The following is an 18,934-nucleotide window of genomic DNA, read 5'->3' on the forward strand; positions in this document are numbered from 1 at the left end:
GCGCCGTTCAGATCGCGGACAGGAAGTCACGCACGGGTCACAGCCAGAATTAACCATCTACCGTTAAAGAATTATCAACGAACACGACACAGCAAAGTTCAAACGTCTCGAAATCGAAATTTTTTCTATTGCGTAAAAGCCTAATACAACCAGAATTAGGCGTAGTTAAACATTATATCAAATTTATACTTTTCCGAGGAATACAAATTCGGACAATTCAAGATGAATGCGCACCCCGCACGGACACCGACAAGATGCCGGCTGTGTCAGCGAACAGGCGTTTGCCCCTTGCTTTGTGCGAAGTCCTCCGCCAAAACGCCGCCATGATCACGATTTCCGACCTCACGGTCCGCATTGCCGGACGCCTGCTTATTGAAAACGCCTCCGTATCGCTTGCCGACGGGATCAAGGCGGGTCTGGTCGGACGCAATGGCACCGGCAAGTCGACCCTTTTCAAGGTGCTGACCGGCGACCTCGCCGCCGAGACAGGCAATGTGACGCTGCCGCGCAATGCCCGCATCGGCCAGGTGGCGCAGGAAGCGCCCGGCACAGAGGACCCGCTGATCGAGATCGTGCTGGCCGCCGACAAGGAACGCGCGAGCCTGATGCGCGAAGCTGAGACGGCGACCGATCCGTTGCGCATCGCCGACATCCAGACGCGCCTCGCCGATATCGGCGCCCATTCGGCGGAGGCACGGGCGGCGAGCATTCTGGCCGGCCTCGGCTTCGATCACGAGGCGCAACAGCGACCGGCCTCCTCCTTTTCCGGTGGTTGGCGCATGCGCGTCGCACTCGCGGCCGTGCTGTTCTCCGAGCCCGACCTCCTGCTGCTCGACGAGCCGACCAACTATCTCGACCTCGAAGGCACGATGTGGCTGGAGGATTACATCCGGCGCTATCCCTACTCCGTCATCATCATCTCGCACGACCGCGACCTGCTCAACACCGCCGTCAACGCGATCATCCATCTCGACCAGAAGAAGCTCACCTTCTATCGCGGCGGCTATGATCAGTTCGAGCGGCAGAAGGCGGAAGCCGACGAACTGCAGATGAAGGCCAAGGCGAAGAGCGATGCCAAGCGCAAGCATATGGAGGCCTTCGTCGAACGTTTCCGCTACAAGGCGTCCAAGGCACGCCAGGCGCAGTCGCGATTGAAGGCGCTTGAGCGGATGGGAACGATCGCCGCCGTGGTCGATGATCACGTGCAGGGCTTCACCTTCCCCGTGCCGGAAAAGGAGCTAGCCTCGCCGATCATCGCGGTGGAAGGCGGCGCGGTCGGCTACCAGCCCGGCAAGCCGATCCTGAAGCGCCTCAACCTGCGCATCGACGCCGACGACCGGATCGCCCTGCTCGGCTCGAACGGCAACGGCAAGTCCACTTTCGCGAAGTTCATCTCCGGCCGGCTTTCCGCCGAAAGCGGCAATCTGAAGATCGCCACCAACCTCAAGACCGGCTTCTTCGCCCAGCACCAGATCGACGACCTGATCCCCGGCCAGTCGGCGGCGGACCATGTGCGGGCAAAAATGCCGGATGCGCCGGAGGCCAAGGTGCGCGCCCGTGTTGCGCAGATGGGCCTGGCGACGGAAAAGATGGATACGCCGTCGAAGGACCTTTCCGGCGGCGAGAAGGCGCGACTGCTGATGGGCCTTGCCGCCTTCGAAGCGCCGAACCTGCTGATCCTAGACGAACCGACGAACCATCTCGACATCGACAGCCGCCGCGCGCTCGTCGAAGCGCTGAACGACTATCCCGGCGCCGTCATCCTGATCTCGCATGACCGCCATCTGATCGAGGCGACTGTCGACCGGCTGTGGCTCGTCAAGGACGGGACCGTGTCCGCCTATGACGGAGACCTGGAGGACTACAAGGCCCTCGTGGTGCAGTCGGGCAAGAGCCGCGAAGACAAAACCGCAGGCTCCGAGGCTGACGACGGCGTTTCCAAGGCCGAGGCCCGCAAGCGCGCCGCCGACAAGCGCGCGGCGCTTTCTCCGCTGAAGAAGAAGATCAACGAAATCGAATCCTTGACCGGCAAGCTTGAGAAACAGATTCAGGCGCTGGACGTGGAGCTCGGCGACCCGACACTTTATGAGAAGTCACCGGCGAAGGCTGCCGCCAAGGCCAAGGAACGCGCGGACGCCGCGCGCAGGCTATCTGAAGCCGAGGAGCAATGGCTGCTGCTCTCCGATGAATACGAAACCGCAATGGCAGGTTGATTTCGGCACAGCCAAGCCACTGCCGCGCTTGGGATTCTCGGAATTGCTATAATTTTTGCGACCGCCTTAAGGGATGGGAAATGCTTGCGCGATATGGTGCGGCGGGTTCCAATTTATTGCGACTTTCCGGACACCACGAAGCGTGAGGCCAGTTTCAGAGCCATGTTTCATTGGATGGAAAGCCGCCGAGGCTAACAGATGAAGCGGCTCTTTCGGCGATTTCTGGTCAAGGACAAGCAGGGCGCGACGGCAATCGAGTTCGCATTGCTGGCCATGCCCTTCTTCATCATGATCTTCGGCGTGATGGAAGTCGCGCTGATGTTCTTCACCGACTCGACCCTCTCCGCTGCCTTGCAGGCCTCCGTGCGCGAAATCCGCACCGGTTCGGCGCAGACCGCAGCCTTGGACATCAACGGGTTCAAGGCCAAGGTTTGCAACAACATGGCCTATGCCTTCAATTGCAGCACCGATCTGCTGATCCGCGCGGACGTATTGACGGACATGTCTTCGGTCAACTACGCCACGGCGGTGTCGGCTGGCACGATCGCGGTGACGGAAGGGTTCGACATCGGCGAGTCCGGGGATTACGTGCTCGTCCAGGCTTTCCTGCCCTGGAGCCGAATCCTGACCATGTACGGCACCAATGACGCGACGCTTGCCGACGGCCGCTATGTGCTGGCCGCCGCGACCCTGTTCAAGAACGAGCCTTTCTGATGACGACAGCAGCAGCCATCCGCGAAGGCGCGTTCAAACGGCTTGGCCGCGTGGCTCGAAGGCTGCGCGCCGACAGGCGCGGCGTGTCCGCCATCGAATTTGCGCTGATCATGCCCATTCTTGTCATTCTGCTTGCCGGCACGGTCGATCTTGGTCAGGCACTGATCGTCAACCGCAAGGTCAACCAGGTTTCCTCGACCGTGGCGGACATGATCTCCCGCTCCTCGTCGTGGAAAACCGCCGACGTCGACGTCATCCTGGCCGGCTCTGCAACCATACTGCAGCCATTCTCGACGACCGGCCTGACCATCCAGCTGGCCGTTATCGACGTGGCCACGGACCTCAGCACCACGGTCAACTGGTCCGTCGGCTACCAGGTGACTGCCTTGACCAAGGGAGCTGCATCGCCGCTCGACATCCCCGCGGATGTAAAGACAGCCGGCGTGCAGATGATCGTTGTCGAGACCAAATATTCGCTGGTCACGCCATTCACGTCGCTGCTGTCGGCAGCCACCGGTGTGACCAGCTACAATTACGACAAGTTCCACTTCACCCGCCCCCGGATCGGCGACACGCTGACACTGAACTGAGGCAAGGCCCGACGGGCTTAGGCCTTGCGTTGCCAGCGGCGGTCGGAACTCTGCTGCCAATAGGTCAGCGCGTGCCCCTCCTCCTTCAGCCGCTTCCACTGGGCGCGCGCCGCGCCCACCTCGGACTCCTCGTATCCGTCGAACATCAGCACGACGCGCTCGTAGCCGCCGACGTCCTGCGGCGCAGCGCCGTCGACATAGAAGCGGACGCTTGAGGCGTTCGGGTTCGCATCGGCAACACTGAGCAGGATCGGCTCGGCCTCGCGCGTTTCCGCCTCATCCGTCGCATGCGGCAGAAAACTGTCCGCTCGAAAGGTCCAGAGATGCGCATCCATGCCGTCGCGACGCTCAGCATTGGAAAACTGGACGGAGACCCGCCACCCCCGCTCAATACTCTTTTCGAGCAGGGGCGGCAGGGCGTCCTCCAGTTTCGACTCCGTCATGTGGTAAAAAAGGACTTCCGTCACGGACGCCGTCATCCTTCGTAATTGGCGCGGACCAATTCATCGAGAAGTCGGACACCGAAGCCGGAAGCCCAGGTCGTGCTGATTTCCGTTGCCGGCGACGCCATCGCGGTTCCGGCGACATCGAGATGCGCCCAGGGCGTTTCCTTGACGAAGCGCTGGAGGAACTGCGCTGCGGTGATGGCGCCGGCATTGCGCCCGCCGGTGTTCTTCATGTCGGCGAACTTGCTGTCGATCAGCTTGTCGTATTCGGGCGCCAATGGCAGGCGCCACAGCTTTTCCTGGGTATGCAGGCCCGCCTTCAGCAGGTTTTCGGACAGCGTATCATCATTGGAGAACAGGCCGGCATGCTGGGTTCCGAGCGCCACGAGCACGGCACCGGTCAGCGTCGCCAGATTGATCATGAAGGCCGGATTGAAGCGCTCGTTGCAGTACCAGAGCGCATCGCCGAGCACGAGCCGGCCCTCGGCATCGGTGTTGATGATCTCGATCGTCTGGCCGGACATGGAGGTGACGATGTCGCCCGGACGCTGGGCGTTGCCGTCCGGCATGTTTTCGACGAGGCCGAGTATGCCGACGGCATTGACCTTCGCCTTGCGCGCAGCAAGCGCATGCATGAGACCGATCACGGCGGCAGCACCGCCCATGTCACCCTTCATGTCCTCCATGCCACCGGCCGGCTTGATCGAAATACCGCCGGTATCGAACACCACACCCTTGCCGACGAAAGCGACCGGCTTGGCCTTGGCCTTGCCACCCTTCCACTGGATCACGGCGAGACGCGGCGGCCGGCTGGAGCCTTGCGCCACACCAAGCAGCGCACCCATGCCGAGCTTGCGCATGTCCTTCTCGTCGAGAATCTCGACTTCGGCACCAAGCTTTTCGAGCTCCTTGGCCTTGGCCGCAAACTCGACCGGGCCGAGCACGTTCGGCGGCTCATTGACCAGATCGCGTGCCAGGATCGCACCGGCGACCACCGCCTCGGCGTCCGCGAAGGCCTTCTTCGCGTCAGACGCGGCAGCGGTGACGATCGTCACCTTGACCTTCTTGTCCTTTTCCTCGCCGTCCTTGTCACGCTTGGTCTTGTACTTGTCGAACTTGTAGGAGCGCAGGAGCATTCCGGCGGCAAAGTCGGCGGCGTTGGCGGCTGTGACCTCGACGCCCGGCGCATCAAGGAACACACTGACCGATGTGCTGGAGCCGATCTTGGAAGCGGCGGTGCCGCCGGCCCTGAACCAGTCGTACGGAGCGAGGTCGGCAGACGCACCGAGACCAACCACCACCACCCGGTCGACGGCGGCGTCTTCCGGCGCGATGAAGTCGAGGACACCCATGGATTTCGCCTTGAATTCCGCGATGCCGGATGCGCGCGCGACGGCGGCCGCGGAAATCACGCCATCCGCCGGCGACGGGCCGTTGCCGCCCTTCGCCTGCAGGAGAACGGCAAGACCTCCCTTGACCGAAACCGACCGTGCGAAACTGACTTCCAATTTATCCGACATCTCGTCTCCCGACTGTTTTGAGCATGGCTTTTGCGAAATCATGGGACAATCGCCGACGAAAACAAGGGCAAGGCGTCGAATTGCGGCAGTCTTCCACGGTGTTTGCCGTCCTCACCCACTCCAGCACAGGCGGGAACGCAAACGTGAACCACCCGCGTCATCGCGGCAGGTCGAAATGGAAATCCGGATGTGATACCGATCGCCAAAATTTCGCCGCGCCGATACAGGCAGAGGGAGAGCATCGTTTGGCATTGTCGGTATCGAGCCTGTTGGAAGACGTTAGACGAAGTGGCGCATGGCGACATGCCGCTGCCCGCTTGGAGCCGTTGCGGAGCGCTAAGACATGGCTGCGGCCGGACGCCCGCCAGGCGATGACGATTTCCCTTGTGCTGCTTGTCGCATGGTGGCTGCTGCTTGCCTTCTTCTACCTGTTTCCAAGTATCGACATCGCCGCCGCGCGACAGTTTTTCACGAGCACTCCCTGCCCGGCAACGGCCGCACCCGATTCGGTGTGCGGAACCTTCGCGCTGCAGACCAACGGATTTCTGAATTTCATCCGGCGGATATTCTTCTATCTGCCGGCGCTCTCTGCGATCTGCGTCCTGATTGCCCTCATCTATCAGCTGTCACGCGACCACACGCCGCGAATCAAGCCAGATCAGGCGGCACGACTGACACAGGCCATGCTGCTCGGGCCGAAACTGCTTGGCGCGGTCATGACAGAGGAACTCAACCGCTCGCGTCGGCTCCGTTTCGTCGATATCTGCAGGGTGATCTTCGTCTATATGCCGGCATTTCTCGCCTATCGGCTCCTGCTTGCGACGGTCCGCCTGCTTTCCACCACGGGCAAGCCAATGGCAAAGCCATACAGGATCAGCGCGATGGCGGCCGGCGTCGTATCCATGCTTGTCGGTCCATACGTCCTGGTCAATCTCGTGCTCAAGGAGATATCCGGGCGTCCGAGGCCGCGCGTGACCGATCTTTTCGGCGGCGACATGACTTTCATGCCGGCAGGGGTTTTCGGGGGCGAATGCGATCATAACTGCTCGTTCGTTTCCGGCGAAGCGTCGGGCGCCGGATGGCTGATATGCCTCCTCGTCATCCTGCCGCCGGCGTGGCGCAAGAGGTTGTTCATTCCAATCGTCGCGAGTTCATTGCTGACGGCCGGATTGCGCGTTCTTTACGGCGGCCACTACCTGTCCGATGCCTTGCTCGGCTGGCTGCTCTCCGTCGTCGTGTTCTACGCAACGCTTGGCGCTTTCCTGTACCTGCGGGTCGGCAGGAGGCTTCTTGAGGGGCGCGGCCTTTCCATTTCTGCAACAGCACCAGAAACTTGAGCCGGGCATGGCACCGCCCAACGCAGTTCCCGCTTGCCTCTCCCGTCCCGTTATGTATCAAAGGCGAACATGAAGACCCTGCAGTCCTACATATTCGGACGAGTGATGCAGATGTCGCTTGCGGCATTTCTGCCGATCCTTGCTATTATATGGACGACACAGGTCCTGAGGCGCGTGGATCTGGTGACCGACAGCGGACAGTCGATTGGCTCGTTCATGCTGCTCGCCACGCTGATCATGCCGAGCATCGTGCCGCTGGTGCTGCCTTTTGGACTGGTGATCGGCATCACGCAGACGCTGACATCCATGAACAACGATTCGGAACTGGCAGTGATCGACGCCGCCGGCGGGCCGCGATCGACAATCTTCATGCCGATCATCCTGCTGTCGCTGATCTTCAGCGCCGTCTCGTTCGGTGTCACCAACTACGCCGCCCCCGCCTCAAGTCGGGCTGCGAAGGACATGATAGCCGAGACCTATGCGGACCTTCTCTCAACCGTGATCGAGGAGAAGACATTCAGACAGATCGAGGGCGGTCTTTATGTGCAGATCTCGCAGCGGCTTTCCGGACGCATCCTGAAGGGCCTCTTCGTCGTGGACGAACGCGATCCAACCGTCAGCCTGATCTACTATGCCCGAGAAGGCGCCGTTAACAGCGACGGCACATCGCTGATCATGAACAACGGTCAGATCTACCGCAAGCTCCCGAACGGCGAAGTGTCCGTCATCAGTTTCGACACCTACGCTTTCGATCTGTCCGAACTGACGGCATCGGACGACGGCGCGTCCCTGAAGGAAGGCGACCAGCCGACTTCCTATCTCTTGAACCCGCCGGCCAACGACGATCGATACAAGGCGACAGCTGACCGCACATGGTCGGAACTGCACCGCCGCCTGAGCGACTGGACGACCCCGCTCGTCTTCGGCCTCATTTCTCTGGTGTTTGCGGCTGATGCCCGTTCGCACCGCGAGGCGAGGCTTCATCCGATGATCGGAGCGCTGATTGTATCATTCCTGGTGCGCGGCATCCTCTTCTACGTGACCAACCAGACGGGCCGCGGCTATGCCAGCGTCGCCTGGTACTACGTCGTGCCGGCGGTCTGTGTCGCAGTCTGCCTATATCTGCTCGTCTCCGGAAGGAGGCTGAAGTTCACCGAAGGTGTAAGCCAGCGGATCAGTACGACATGGCAGCGAACCATCCGTCGGCTGGATTCGCGCACGAACGACGAAGACGAAGGTGTCGCATGATCTTCACGACGCTGGGCCGCCATTTCTTCAAACTCTACGTCACGACCTTTCTGTGGTTCGCACTCGGAACCTCGGCCATCATTTTTCTCGCCGATTTCAGCGAGACCACAAGGCGCCTGTCCTACATGTCGAGCTACTCCCTGCTCGGTGCGTCGGCGATGACGCTGTTGCGCCTACCGCTCATTCTGCAGCAAACGATTCCGTTCCTTGCACTCTTTGTTGGCATGACGGTGCTGATTGCACTGAACCGGAAATACGAGCTGGTGGTCACGCGGGCGGCCGGCATTTCGGCATGGCAGTTCATGCAGCCGTTCGTCTTCGGGGCGCTGGCGATGGGACTGACCACCACCTTCCTGCTTAACCCGCTAGCCGCCTACGGCATGCGCCAATCACAGACGCTGGAAAGCGACTGGCGGATCGACGCTGGACGAATGAAAGAAAAGTTCATCATTCCCTGGTTCAGGCAAACGGTCGGCAACGACGACATGATCATCGGTGCGGCTTCGGTCTCCGACAACGGCACGACCCTGAACAAGGCGACGATATTCCATTTTGATGCGGATGGCCGGATCGTTCTCAGACAGGACGCAGCCACAGCAAAGTTGGAAGATGGTTACTGGCTCCTTACCCAGGTTTCGGAGCTTCGTCCCGGCGAGGTGGTGAAGACGCTGCCGGAGGTCAAGGTTCGTACCAATCTGGAACAAAAATACCTTACCGAGCGCCTGACAGCGCCGGAAGACGTTGGTTTCTTTGAACTTTCACGCAAGATCGAGGCGGCAAAGAGCTACGGCGTGCCACCCTATCCGCTGCAGACACAGTATCATTATCTTTTGTCATTGCCTGTGCTTCTCGTGGCAATGACATTGATTGCCGCGACCGTATCGCTAAAGTTCAGCCGGTTCGCGCAATCGAGGTCGATGATTCTCGGTGGAATCATTTCCGGGTTCGTGCTTTATGTGGTGACCGCATTGGTTAAGGCTTTCGGAAGCAGTGGTATTCTGCCGCCGTTCATTGCCGCGTGGATTCCTGTAATCGTGGCTCTGGCTGCCGGGGCGACAGTACTGCTGCATCAGGAGGATGGCTAAGTGGCGGCTAGGGACCGCAGACATTGGGGAAAGCTGGGGGCTGTTCTTCTTACTACCACGGCGCTGACAGCGAACCCGGCGGTGGTGACGAGTGCCTACTCCCAGACAGCTTCTGCGCAGAATGCAGGCACCGAGCTTGTTTCCGCGAAGATTCCGGAAGGATCGAAACTCCTCCTTTCCGCCAATGAGCTGATTTACGACAGAGACAACGACCGTGTGATCGTGCGCGGCGCTGTGCAGATTTATTACGGCGGCTACAAGATGGTCGCCCGTGAGGTCGAGTATAACCAGAAGAACGGCCGCCTGATCGCGACCGGCGGCATCGAACTCGTGGAGCCGGGTGGCAACCGCGTCTATGCCGACAAGATGGATATCACCGACGATTTCGCCGACGGCTTCGTGAACACGTTGCGGGTCGAGACGACGGACAACACGCGCCTGGCCGCAGAGACTGCGGAACGCGTCAACGGCAAGGTGTCGATCCTGCACAAGGGCATCTACACAGCTTGCCTGCCATGCGAGAGCGATCCGAGCCGACCACCGGTCTGGCAGATCAAGGCCGAACGCGTCATCCAGAATGGCGAGACCCACACGATCCGGCTTGAAAAGGCCAAGTTCGAGCTGTTCGGCCGTCCGATTGCATTCTTCCCGTCGATCGAGGTTCCGGACAACACGGTCAAGCGCAAGTCCGGCTTCCTGTTCCCGACGATGAGCACGTCGCAGAACCTCGGCTTCGGCATCAAGGTCCCCTACTACTGGGCCATCGCACCCGACCGGGACATGACCGTCAACGCCACCGGCTATACCAATCAGGGCTTCCTGCTGGACGCGGAATACCGGCAGCGCTTCGAAAACGGCACGCATATCTTCCGCTTTGCGGGCATCGACCAGATGAACCCCGGAAGCTTCTCTGCCGATACGACCGATTCTGAACGCAACATGCGCGGCATGGTGGCGTCGAAGGGCGACTTCAAGATCAATCCTCGCTGGACCTTCGGCTGGGATGCGATGCTCCAGAGCGACAACAATTTCGCCAAGACCTACGGCCTCGACGACCTGGACAGCACCGTCCACACGAACAAGGTCTATCTGAAAGGCATCGGCCAGCGGAACTCGTTCGAGGCAAACGCTTATTACTTCGACGTCCAGGACGCCGATACGGATAGCGTCGACGAGAAGAAGCAGGCCATCGTCGGACCGGTCATCGATTACAAGTACTATGCGCCCGAGGCCGTTGCCGGCGGCGAGCTTTCGCTGGACGCGAACTATACCCATCTGACACGCTCGAGTTCGGACTTCTACACCGTGTCCGGGCGTGACCGTTTCCGCGGACTGAGCGGCGACTACAACCGTCTTTCGGCCGAAGTGCAATGGCAGCGTACCTTCACGACCCCGCAGGGCATACTGCTGACGCCGATCGCCGCGGCACGCGGCGATGCGCTGAACGTCGACATGTCCGACCCGTCCGATCTCGGTACCTATGATGGTGACTGGCAGGGCAACGGCGCCAAAACCCGAGGCATGGTCACGGCCGGGCTTGAGGCGCGCTACCCGATCCTGATGACGACCCAGAACAGCTCGCATGTCTTCGAGCCGATCGCCCAGATCTTCGTCCGGCCGGACGAACAGATGGTTGGCGGCCTGCCGAACGAAGATGCGCAAAGCTTCGTCTTCGACGCCACCAACCTGTTCGAGCGCGACAAGTTCTCGGGATACGACCGCATCGAGGGCGGCACCCGCGCCAATGTCGGCTTCCGCTATACCGGCACGTTCGACGCCGGCTATTCGATCCGCAGCATTTTCGGCCAGTCGTACCAATTGGCCGGCAAGAACTCCTTCGCCTCTGAGGATCTTGTTGGGGCCGGCCTCGAGTCCGGTCTTGAAAGCACCGTGTCGGACTTTGTCGGCATGGTCGCGGTCGACCTTCCGGTCGGCGTGTCGCTGTCGACCAGTTACCGCCTGGACGAGAAGACCCTCGACCTGCGTCGTGCCGATGCATCGGTGAGCTATCGAAGCGATCGCTGGCAGACGGATGTGACGTACACCCACATCACTGCGCAACCGGATTACGGCTTCGACAGAGACCAGGAGGAATTGCAGACGGCCGGTTCGCTCAACCTCAACGACCGGTGGTCGGTGTTCGGCTCGCTGACCTGGGACATCAACAACAACGTACTGAGCCGCCGCGGCGTCGGCGTGACCTATGCGGACGAATGCACCGAATTCTCGCTCGTCTATTACGACAAGCGCGACACGGACAACGAGTCCGCGGTCGACTGGTCGATCGGTGCCCGCGTCGTCTTCAGAACCCTTGGTGACGTTTCCCTCGGCAAAACGAAGCTTACTGGCTTCGACTGAGGCCCGGCAGATGAATCGCTTCCCCCGGACCGTCAGAAATGACGAGCCGGGGACATGGTCGTCATCGTTTTGCCGCAACAATTGTACATTTCATGCTGCCTGCTGTAGATATCCGGCAGGGATACGGTATCGGGGCAATACCGCAGGGAAAGGAACATCCATGAGATTCGTGAGACAGGCGTTGTCGGCAATGGCTCTTTCGCTGGCCGCGCTGACGCTTAGCTTCACCGTTCAAACGACGATCCGTCCGGCCTATGCGGCAAGTTCGGTGGAAGTGGTCGTCAATGACGAAGTGATCACCAGTGGCGACGTCGCGCGCCGGGCCGCATTCCTGAAACTGCAGCGCAAGCAGGGCAACCTCAAGAAAATGGCCCTGCAGGACATGATCGACCAGGTGCTGAAGCGCCAGGAGATTCTACGCACCAAGATGTCGGTCAGCAGCAGCGACGTGGATGCCGCCTACGAACGCTTTGCCTCTGGCAACAAGATGTCCACCGCGCAGCTCGACAAGATTCTCCAGCAGGCAGGCGTCGGCAAGGAACACTTCAAGGCCTATATCGCCGTTTCCATGAGCTGGAGCCGCGCTGTGCGCGCCCGCTACGGACAGAGCGACGGGCTTTCGCAGGACGAGCTGATCGAAAAGCTGCAGCAGACGAAAGAAAAGCCGGTCACGACCGAGTACATCCTGAAGCAGATCATTTTCGTGGTCCCAGAATCCCGCCGCAAGGCCATCCTTTCCAAGCGCAAGGCGGAAGCGGATGCGGCGCGGGCGAGGTTCCCCGGATGCGACCAAGCGAAAGTCTTCGCAGCGACGATGATGGACGTAGCGGTCAAGGATCTGGGCCGGTTCATGCTGCAGGAATTGCCCGCAGATTGGAAACCCTTCATCGAAAAGGCCAGCAATGGCACGACCGCCACCCGCGTGACGGACCGTGGCGTGGAGTTTCTGGCGATATGCTCCGCACAGCAGGTGTCCGACGACAAGGCCGCCGAAGTCGTGTTCCGCGAGCAGAAGCAGGAAGAGATGAGCAAGAAGAAGGGCGAGGATCCGGACGACAAGAAGTACATCGAGGAACTCCGGAAAAAGGCGCGGATCGTCTATCCCTGACGATCGATGCCCTCATCCATGCTCCATCCCACTCCACTTGCGTTGACGCAGGGCGATCCGGCCGGAATTGGGCCGGATATTGCCCTGTCCGCCTACAGCCATCGCGAAAGCCTGAACCTTCCGCCGTTTCTCTATATCGGAGATCCGGCGGTTCTTGCTTCGCGCGCGGCAAGCCTCGGCATGAGCGTCGAGATTGCTGAAGCGGATGCGTCTGACGCAGTGGCCATTTTTCCCCGCGCCCTCCCAGTCATGCCGGTTTCAGCCGGCGCAGAGGTGACGCCCGGAGTTCCAGACAGCAACTCGGCGAAAGGCACGATCGCGGCCATCGAAACGGCAGTCTCGCTGGTCAGAGACGGACGGGCCGGTGCCATCGTCACCAATCCCATCGCCAAGTCGGTGCTTTATGCGGCCGGCTTCGCGTTTCCTGGACATACCGAATTCCTGGCGCACCTTTCGGGGCTCACTGCCTCCGGTGAGGCCTATCGACCCGTGATGATGCTCGCCGGCCCGCGGCTGAAAGCCGTTCCGGTGACGATCCACATTCCGTTGAAGGATGTCCCTGAGGCTCTCACGAGCGAGCTGATCGTCGAGACCTGCCGAATCGTCGACCATGATCTGAAAACGCGCTTCGCGATCCCTTCGCCACGGCTGGCGCTTTCCGGGCTCAATCCGCATGCCGGAGAAAACGGCGCGCTCGGTCAGGAAGATGGGGCGATCATCAAGCCTGCGATCGACACGCTGCGCGCCATGGGGATCGACGCCATCGGCCCCCTGCCCGCCGACACCATGTTCCACGACGCGGCGCGCAAGGGCTATGACGTCGCCGTCTGCATGTATCACGATCAGGCGCTGATCCCGGCAAAGGCGCTCGGCTTCGACGACAGCGTCAACGTCACGCTCGGATTGCCCTTCATCCGCACGTCTCCCGACCACGGCACGGCATTTTCGCTGGCCGGCAAGGGTGTGGCCCGGCCGGACAGCCTGATTGCAGCGATACGGCTTGCCGGCGAACTCGCTGCTCACGCGGCAAAGGCAGGAGCATAATGGCGGCGCTCGACGGTCTCCCGCCTCTGCGCGACGTCATCCGTACCCACGGGCTCGACGCCAAGAAGGCGCTCGGGCAAAATTTCCTGCTTGATCTCAACATCACCCAGAAGGTGGCGCGCACCGCCGGTCCGCTTGCCGGAATGACCGTGATCGAAGTTGGCCCCGGGCCTGGCGGCCTGACGCGGGCGATCCTGGCGCTCGGCGCCGAGAAGGTCATCGCGATCGAACGCGACCCGCGCTGCCTGCCGGCCTTGGCCGAAATCGGCGAACACTATCCCGGCAAGCTGACGGTCATCGAGGCGGATGCCCTGAAGGTGGATTTCGCCGCCCTTGCGGGCGACGCACCGACGCGGATCATCGCCAACCTGCCCTACAATGTCGGCACCCAGCTGCTGGTCAACTGGCTCCTGCCTGCGCACTGGCCACCTTTCTGGCAGTCGATGACGCTGATGTTCCAGAAGGAGGTCGGGCAGCGCATCGTCGCCCAGGAAGGCGACAATCACTATGGCCGCCTCGGCGTGCTCTGCGGCTGGCGCACGGACGCGCACATGATGTTCGACCTGCCGCCGCAGGCCTTCACGCCGCCGCCCAAGGTGACGTCGACGGTCGTCCACCTGACGCCGATCGCCGCGCCGATCGCCTGCGAGGCCTCCGCTCTGGAAAAGATCACCCATGCCGCATTCGGGCAGCGCCGCAAGATGCTGCGCCAGAGCCTGAAACCGGTTGGCGGGGAAGCCCTGTTGAAACAGGCAGACATCGATCCGTCGCGACGGGCGGAAACGCTGAGCGTCGAGGAATTCTGCCGGCTGGCAAACTGCCTGTAGCCGTTCACAACCCGATTCCGCCTCGGGCGCTTTCTTCCTGAGATAACAGAGGAAAAGACGGTTAGCGCCGCGTCTCATCCATCAGCGCATTGACGAATTCGAACAGGCCCGGCCGGCGGTCGCGACGCAGGCGTTCTGCCGACACGATCGACTTCAACGAGCTGAAGGCGCGGTCCAGATCGTCATTGACGATGACGTAGTCATATTCACGCCAATGCTCGATTTCCGCCCTTGCGTTGGCGAGGCGCGTCTGGATGACCTCTTCCGAATCCTCGGCGCGGCGATGCAGGCGGGCCTGCAATTCATCGATCGAAGGCGGCAGGATGAAGATCGACACGACGTCGGCCGACATTTTTTCCTGTAGCTGCTGGGCGCCCTGCCAGTCGATGTCGAACAGCATGTCGCGGCCTTCGGCCATCGCCGTTTCCACCGGCTCGCGCGGCGTGCCGTAGAAATTGCCGTGCACCTCCGCCCATTCCAGAAGTGCGTCCGTATCGCGCATGCGCTCGAAGTCGCGGATGGAGATGAAGTGGTAATGCACGCCCTCGATTTCGCTCGGGCGGCGCTTGCGGGTGGTCACGCTGACCGACAGTCCGATCGCCTTGTCCGCCTCCAGCACGTTGCGGGCGATCGTCGACTTGCCGGCACCCGACGGCGACGAAATGACGAGCATCAGCCCGCGGCGCTTGATATTGCCTGCGATCTCTGCCGCATTTGCCATTGGTCCGTTACTCCAGGTTCTGTATCTGCTCGCGGAACTGGTCGATGACGACCTTCAGTTCGATGCCGGCGGCGGTGACCGTGGCGGAATTCGATTTCGAGCAGATGGTATTCGATTCGCGGTTAAATTCCTGTGCGAGAAAGTCGAGCTTGCGCCCCACCGGTCCGCCGTCGGCCAGGAGCTCGCGCGCGGCTGCGACATGGGCCTTGAGGCGATCCAATTCCTCGCGGATATCGGCCTTGGTCGCCAGCATGGCGGCCTCGGCATAAAGACGGTCACTGTCCAGCGAAGGACCGGCATCCATCAGCGCCTGCAACTGCTGAGAGAGCTTCCGGACGATCTCCTGCGGGCTGCGGGCCGGATCGGCCTCGATCGTGTCGGCGAGCGCCGCGATCTTGCTCAGCTGCGCCTCGAAGAGATCGGCAAGGGACGTCCCTTCCCTTTCCCGCATCGACTGGAGCCGTTCAAACGCAACGCGAGCGCTTTCGAGAACGGCGCGATCGAGTTCGGCAACGGCTTCCTCGCTGTCCTGGCTTTCACGGAATTCGACAAGCCCGCGGATCGACAGCAGCGTGTCGAGCGTCATCGGGGCCGTGTCGGCAAGATCGCCGAGTTCGTCCCTGAGCCTCAGGACAGCATCGAGCGCGTCACGATTGAGGACCGCCTGCATGCCGGCGCTTTCCGCCGTCAGTGTCAGGGCGGCCTGGACGTTGCCCCTGGCCAGGCTGTCGGAGGCGATGCGGCGCAGGTCGCCTTCCAGCCGCTCCATGCCATTCGGCAGGCGGAAGCGGATGTCGAGCCCCTTGCCGTTGACCGACCTCAGTTCCCAGCTCCAGCGGTAGCGTCCGACGGCTCCCTCGCTGCGGGCAAAGCCCGTCATCGACTGCAATGGCATCTCGCGTCCCCTTAACCCCACGCACCCTCGCCGGGCGCTTACTGGCCCGTCGTGTCCGTTGCGTCGCCGTTGGCCTGTTCGGCCTCTTCCTTCAGCCTGTTTTCCTCGACCTTGCGCCAGCGCTTCACGTTCGCGTTGTGCTCTTCCAGCGTCGCGGCAAAGACATGGCCGCCGGTGCCGTCGGCAACGAAGTAAAGGTCGTTCGTCTTCCAGGGATTGGCGACGGCTTCCAGCGCGGCGCGACCCGGATTGGCGATCGGCGTCGGCGGCAGGCCCTTGATGATATACGTGTTGTAAGGCGTGCTCTTCTTCAGGTCCGACTGATAGATCGGCCGGTCGGACGGTTTGCCTTCGCCACCGAACAGACCGTAGATGATGGTCGGATCGGACTGGAGCCGCATGCCCTTTTGCAGCCGGTTGATGAAGACGGAGGCCACATGCGGACGTTCGTCGGCGCGGCCCGTCTCCTTCTCGACGATCGAGGCGAGGTTGACCAGTTCTTCCTTCGTCTTGATCGGCAGGTCGGGATCGCGGTGGCTCCAGACGTCATCCACCAGCCGGGTTTGCGCCGCCCGCATCTGCGCGACGATTTCCTCGCGCGTGGTCGCCTTTGAGAACTTGTAGGTGTCCGGCATCAGGCTGCCTTCCGGCGGCAGGATCGCCGGCAGGTCGCCGGTCAGCGTTTCGTCGGCTCTCAGCCGGTCGAACATCTGCGCAACCGTCAGGCCCTCGGGGAAGGAAATCGAATAGAGGATGGATTTTCCGGACTTCAGCAGCTCCATGACGTCCATCATGGATGCATGCGCCTTGATCTCGTATTCGCCGGCCTTCAGCGTGCTGCCGTCGCGCAGATGCGTCGCGGTCACGTAGCGGAAGATGCGGGCGTCCTCGACGATCCCCTTGCGTTCGAGATCACGGGCGATTTCGGCGAGGCCGGCGCCGCTGCGGACGCTGAAGGTGCTGTTGACCGCCAGCGGGCCCGGCTGCTCGTAGCTGGAAATGACATAGTAGAAGACCGCCACGCCGGCGATGCAGAGAATGACCATCATCGACATGACGAAATTCAGGAAGATGACGAACTGGCTGCGCGCCTTCTTGGAGCGCTTCTGGACTTCCGGCACCTTCTCCGGGCGCAACGCCTCGGAGGGCGACTTGGGAATGAAGGGCTCCCTCGGTGCCTGTCCGCCCCGTCCGTAACCGGAACCGGGATTTCCGTAACCGTCACTCATCCGTCCATCCTCGATTGGCCAGGCAGGCCAATGCCCCCATGACTTCCACTATCGTAATGTCCGCGATTGCGGCAAAAAAGACGTATCTGGGAGGCGCCAACGCTCCTCCCCAGAATTCGTCACGCTTCGTAACGACGCAGAACCAGCGAAGCGTTGGTGCCGCCGAAGCCGAAGGAGTTCGACAGGGCGACGTTGATCTCCCGCTTGCGGGCCTTGTGCGGCACGAGATCGATTGCGGTCTCGACCTCGGGATTGTCGAGGTTCAGGGTCGGCGGCGCGATGTTATCGCGGATCGCCAGGACCGAGAAGATCGCCTCGATGGCGCCGGCGGCACCCAGCAGGTGGCCGGTCGCCGACTTCGTCGACGACATCGAGATCTTAGAGGCGTGCTCGCCCACGAGACGCTCGACGGCGCCGAGCTCGATGGTATCGGCCATGGTCGAGGTGCCGTGCGCGTTGACGTAATCGACGTCGGCAGCCGACAGACCGGCGCGCTTCAGCGCCATGGTCATGCAGCGGAACGCGCCGTCGCCGTCTTCGCTGGGCGCGGTGATGTGATAGGCGTCGCCGGACATGCCATAGCCGATGACCTCGGCATAGATCTTGGCACCGCGCGCCTTGGCGTGTTCGAGTTCTTCCAGGACGACGATGCCGGCGCCCTCGCCCATGACGAAACCGTCGCGGTCGCGGTCATAGGGGCGCGACGCCTTCTGCGGATCATCGTTGAACTGGGTGGAAAGCGCCTTGCAGGCGGCGAAGCCGGCGAGCGAGATCCGGCAGATCGGCGATTCCGCACCGCCGGCGACCATGACCTCGGCATCGCCGAGCGCGATCATGCGGGCCGCATCGCCGATCGCATGCGCGCCGGTCGAGCAGGCGGTGACAACCGCGTGGTTCGGGCCGCGCAGCTTGTGGCGGATCGAGACCTGGCCGGAGACCAGATTGATCAGGCGGCCGGGAATGAAGAAGGGAGAGATGCGGCGGGGGCCGCGGTCGCGCAGCGTGTAGCCGGCCTCGACGATGCCCTCCAGTCCGCCAATGCCAGAGCCGATCAGGACGCCGGTCGAAATCTGGTCTTCATCCGTTTCCGGATGCCAGCCAGCATCGGCAAGCGCCATGTCGGCGGCGGCCATGCCGTAGGCGATGAAGGGATCGACCTTGCGCTGCTCCTTGGGCTCCATCCAGTCATCCGGATTGTACGCCCCTTCAACGCCGGCCTCGGTGGGAATACGGCAGGCGATCTGCGCCGGCAGATCATCGACCTCGAATTCCGTAACCCGGCGGGCACCGTTCTGACCGGCCAGCAAACGCTGCCAAGTGATCTCGGTGCCACATCCCAGAGGGGATACCATGCCGGTTCCTGTGATAACGACACGCCTCATCGACTGCAACCTACCCCAATATTACCGTCTTTGTTATTGCTGCTGGACGGCTGATCGCCTGTATCAATTGCAGGGACCGCCTCGCCAGCAACGGTTCAAAAGGCGCCACGCTCCGGACTGGGTCGTTCACCCGCCGCGCCGCTGGTGCGGCAGTCGCGCGCAAGGCGCATAGAATACATAGAGCGGGCGCAGGGCCCGCTCTATCAAAATCCATATC

16 protein-coding genes are annotated in these 18,934 nt (G+C 61.7%); 10 read left to right on the forward strand and 6 right to left on the reverse strand.

All coding sequences use genetic code 11. The features are described 5' to 3' along the window. Positions 1–323 precede the first annotated feature (323 nt). From ACU5AZ_RS03720 to ACU5AZ_RS03730, 3 genes are all read left to right on the forward strand, one after another. A complete protein-coding gene (locus ACU5AZ_RS03720) occupies positions 324–2,213 on the forward strand; it encodes an ABC-F family ATP-binding cassette domain-containing protein (RefSeq protein ID WP_446824694.1) in 1,890 nt (629 codons plus the stop codon). A gap of 198 nt (positions 2,214–2,411) precedes the next feature. After that, on the forward strand, positions 2,412–2,927 hold the full coding sequence (locus ACU5AZ_RS03725; protein WP_446824695.1) for a TadE/TadG family type IV pilus assembly protein: 516 nt from the start codon (positions 2,412–2,414) through the stop codon (positions 2,925–2,927). Further along, on the forward strand, positions 2,927–3,517 hold the full coding sequence (locus ACU5AZ_RS03730) for a TadE/TadG family type IV pilus assembly protein (protein ID WP_446824696.1): 591 nt from the start codon (positions 2,927–2,929) through the stop codon (positions 3,515–3,517). The genes ACU5AZ_RS03725 and ACU5AZ_RS03730 overlap by 1 nt, the downstream gene beginning before the upstream one ends. Positions 3,518–3,534: 17 nt before the next feature. Here ACU5AZ_RS03730 and ACU5AZ_RS03735 read toward each other — a convergent pair whose 3' ends face one another. Further along, positions 3,535–3,984, reverse strand: coding sequence for a DNA polymerase III subunit chi (locus ACU5AZ_RS03735; protein WP_446824697.1), 450 nt, complete (start codon positions 3,982–3,984; stop codon positions 3,535–3,537). Between the two features lie 8 nt (positions 3,985–3,992). Continuing rightward, positions 3,993–5,483: a leucyl aminopeptidase gene (locus tag ACU5AZ_RS03740; protein WP_446824698.1), complete on the reverse strand. Its 1,491-nt coding sequence runs from the start codon at positions 5,481–5,483 to the stop codon at positions 3,993–3,995. 23 nt (positions 5,484–5,506) lie between these two features. Between ACU5AZ_RS03740 and ACU5AZ_RS03745 the strand changes: the two genes are divergently transcribed. The 7 genes from ACU5AZ_RS03745 to rsmA all read left to right on the forward strand — a co-directional run bounded on the left by ACU5AZ_RS03745 (position 5,507) and on the right by rsmA (position 14,490). Further along, positions 5,507–6,820: a phosphatase PAP2 family protein gene (locus tag ACU5AZ_RS03745; RefSeq protein WP_446824699.1), complete on the forward strand. Its 1,314-nt coding sequence runs from the start codon at positions 5,507–5,509 to the stop codon at positions 6,818–6,820. Between the two features lie 69 nt (positions 6,821–6,889). After that, positions 6,890–8,068, forward strand: coding sequence for an LptF/LptG family permease (locus tag ACU5AZ_RS03750; RefSeq protein ID WP_446824700.1), 1,179 nt, complete (start codon positions 6,890–6,892; stop codon positions 8,066–8,068). Next, entirely contained in the window at positions 8,065–9,153 is a 1,089-nt protein-coding gene (lptG, locus tag ACU5AZ_RS03755; protein WP_446824701.1) for an LPS export ABC transporter permease LptG, read from the forward strand. Before ACU5AZ_RS03750 ends, lptG begins: the two co-directional genes overlap by 4 nt. Beyond that, a complete protein-coding gene (locus ACU5AZ_RS03760) occupies positions 9,154–11,511 on the forward strand; it encodes an LPS-assembly protein LptD (protein ID WP_446824702.1) in 2,358 nt (785 codons plus the stop codon). A 160-nt stretch (positions 11,512–11,671) separates the two neighbouring features. Beyond that, positions 11,672–12,619, forward strand: coding sequence for a SurA N-terminal domain-containing protein (locus tag ACU5AZ_RS03765; protein WP_446824703.1), 948 nt, complete (start codon positions 11,672–11,674; stop codon positions 12,617–12,619). An 18-nt stretch (positions 12,620–12,637) separates the two neighbouring features. Next, complete coding sequence (pdxA, locus tag ACU5AZ_RS03770; protein ID WP_446824704.1) at positions 12,638–13,663, forward strand: 4-hydroxythreonine-4-phosphate dehydrogenase PdxA; 1,026 nt, start codon at positions 12,638–12,640, stop codon at positions 13,661–13,663. Next, a complete protein-coding gene (rsmA, locus tag ACU5AZ_RS03775) occupies positions 13,663–14,490 on the forward strand; it encodes a 16S rRNA (adenine(1518)-N(6)/adenine(1519)-N(6))-dimethyltransferase RsmA (protein ID WP_446824705.1) in 828 nt (275 codons plus the stop codon). The genes pdxA and rsmA overlap by 1 nt, the downstream gene beginning before the upstream one ends. A gap of 61 nt (positions 14,491–14,551) precedes the next feature. On the opposite strand, the gene gmk is transcribed toward rsmA, so the two are convergent. From gmk to fabF, 4 genes are all read right to left on the reverse strand, one after another. Then, positions 14,552–15,211, reverse strand: a complete 660-nt coding sequence (gmk, locus tag ACU5AZ_RS03780) for a guanylate kinase (RefSeq protein WP_446824706.1) — start codon at positions 15,209–15,211, stop codon at positions 14,552–14,554. A 7-nt stretch (positions 15,212–15,218) separates the two neighbouring features. After that, a complete protein-coding gene (locus ACU5AZ_RS03785; protein ID WP_446824707.1) occupies positions 15,219–16,106 on the reverse strand; it encodes a YicC/YloC family endoribonuclease in 888 nt (295 codons plus the stop codon). A 38-nt stretch (positions 16,107–16,144) separates the two neighbouring features. Continuing rightward, complete coding sequence (gene mltG / locus ACU5AZ_RS03790) at positions 16,145–17,335, reverse strand: endolytic transglycosylase MltG (RefSeq protein WP_446824708.1); 1,191 nt, start codon at positions 17,333–17,335, stop codon at positions 16,145–16,147. Positions 17,336–17,454: 119 nt separating this feature from the next. After that, positions 17,455–18,717: a beta-ketoacyl-ACP synthase II gene (gene fabF, locus ACU5AZ_RS03795; RefSeq protein WP_446824709.1), complete on the reverse strand. Its 1,263-nt coding sequence runs from the start codon at positions 18,715–18,717 to the stop codon at positions 17,455–17,457. Between the last annotated feature and the right edge of the window lie 217 nt (positions 18,718–18,934).

It is taken from the genome of Rhizobium sp. PAMB 3182 (assembly GCF_052908355.1).

Coding starts and splice junctions, on each gene's coding strand:
- ACU5AZ_RS03785 (WP_446824707.1), bottom strand. CDS start 16,106: ATGCCATTGCAGTCGATGACGGGCTTTGCCCGCAGCGAGGGAGCCGTC.
- ACU5AZ_RS03730 (WP_446824696.1), top strand. CDS start 2,927: ATGACGACAGCAGCAGCCATCCGCGAAGGCGCGTTCAAACGGCTTGGC.
- ACU5AZ_RS03750 (WP_446824700.1), top strand. CDS start 6,890: ATGAAGACCCTGCAGTCCTACATATTCGGACGAGTGATGCAGATGTCG.
- ACU5AZ_RS03745 (WP_446824699.1), top strand. CDS start 5,507: ATGGCTTTTGCGAAATCATGGGACAATCGCCGACGAAAACAAGGGCAA.
- ACU5AZ_RS03720 (WP_446824694.1), top strand. CDS start 324: ATGATCACGATTTCCGACCTCACGGTCCGCATTGCCGGACGCCTGCTT.
- pdxA (WP_446824704.1), top strand. CDS start 12,638: ATGCTCCATCCCACTCCACTTGCGTTGACGCAGGGCGATCCGGCCGGA.
- ACU5AZ_RS03725 (WP_446824695.1), top strand. CDS start 2,412: ATGAAGCGGCTCTTTCGGCGATTTCTGGTCAAGGACAAGCAGGGCGCG.
- gmk (WP_446824706.1), bottom strand. CDS start 15,211: ATGGCAAATGCGGCAGAGATCGCAGGCAATATCAAGCGCCGCGGGCTG.
- lptG (WP_446824701.1), top strand. CDS start 8,065: ATGATCTTCACGACGCTGGGCCGCCATTTCTTCAAACTCTACGTCACG.
- mltG (WP_446824708.1), bottom strand. CDS start 17,335: ATGAGTGACGGTTACGGAAATCCCGGTTCCGGTTACGGACGGGGCGGA.
- fabF (WP_446824709.1), bottom strand. CDS start 18,717: ATGAGGCGTGTCGTTATCACAGGAACCGGCATGGTATCCCCTCTGGGA.
- ACU5AZ_RS03740 (WP_446824698.1), bottom strand. CDS start 5,483: ATGTCGGATAAATTGGAAGTCAGTTTCGCACGGTCGGTTTCGGTCAAG.
- ACU5AZ_RS03765 (WP_446824703.1), top strand. CDS start 11,672: ATGAGATTCGTGAGACAGGCGTTGTCGGCAATGGCTCTTTCGCTGGCC.
- rsmA (WP_446824705.1), top strand. CDS start 13,663: ATGGCGGCGCTCGACGGTCTCCCGCCTCTGCGCGACGTCATCCGTACC.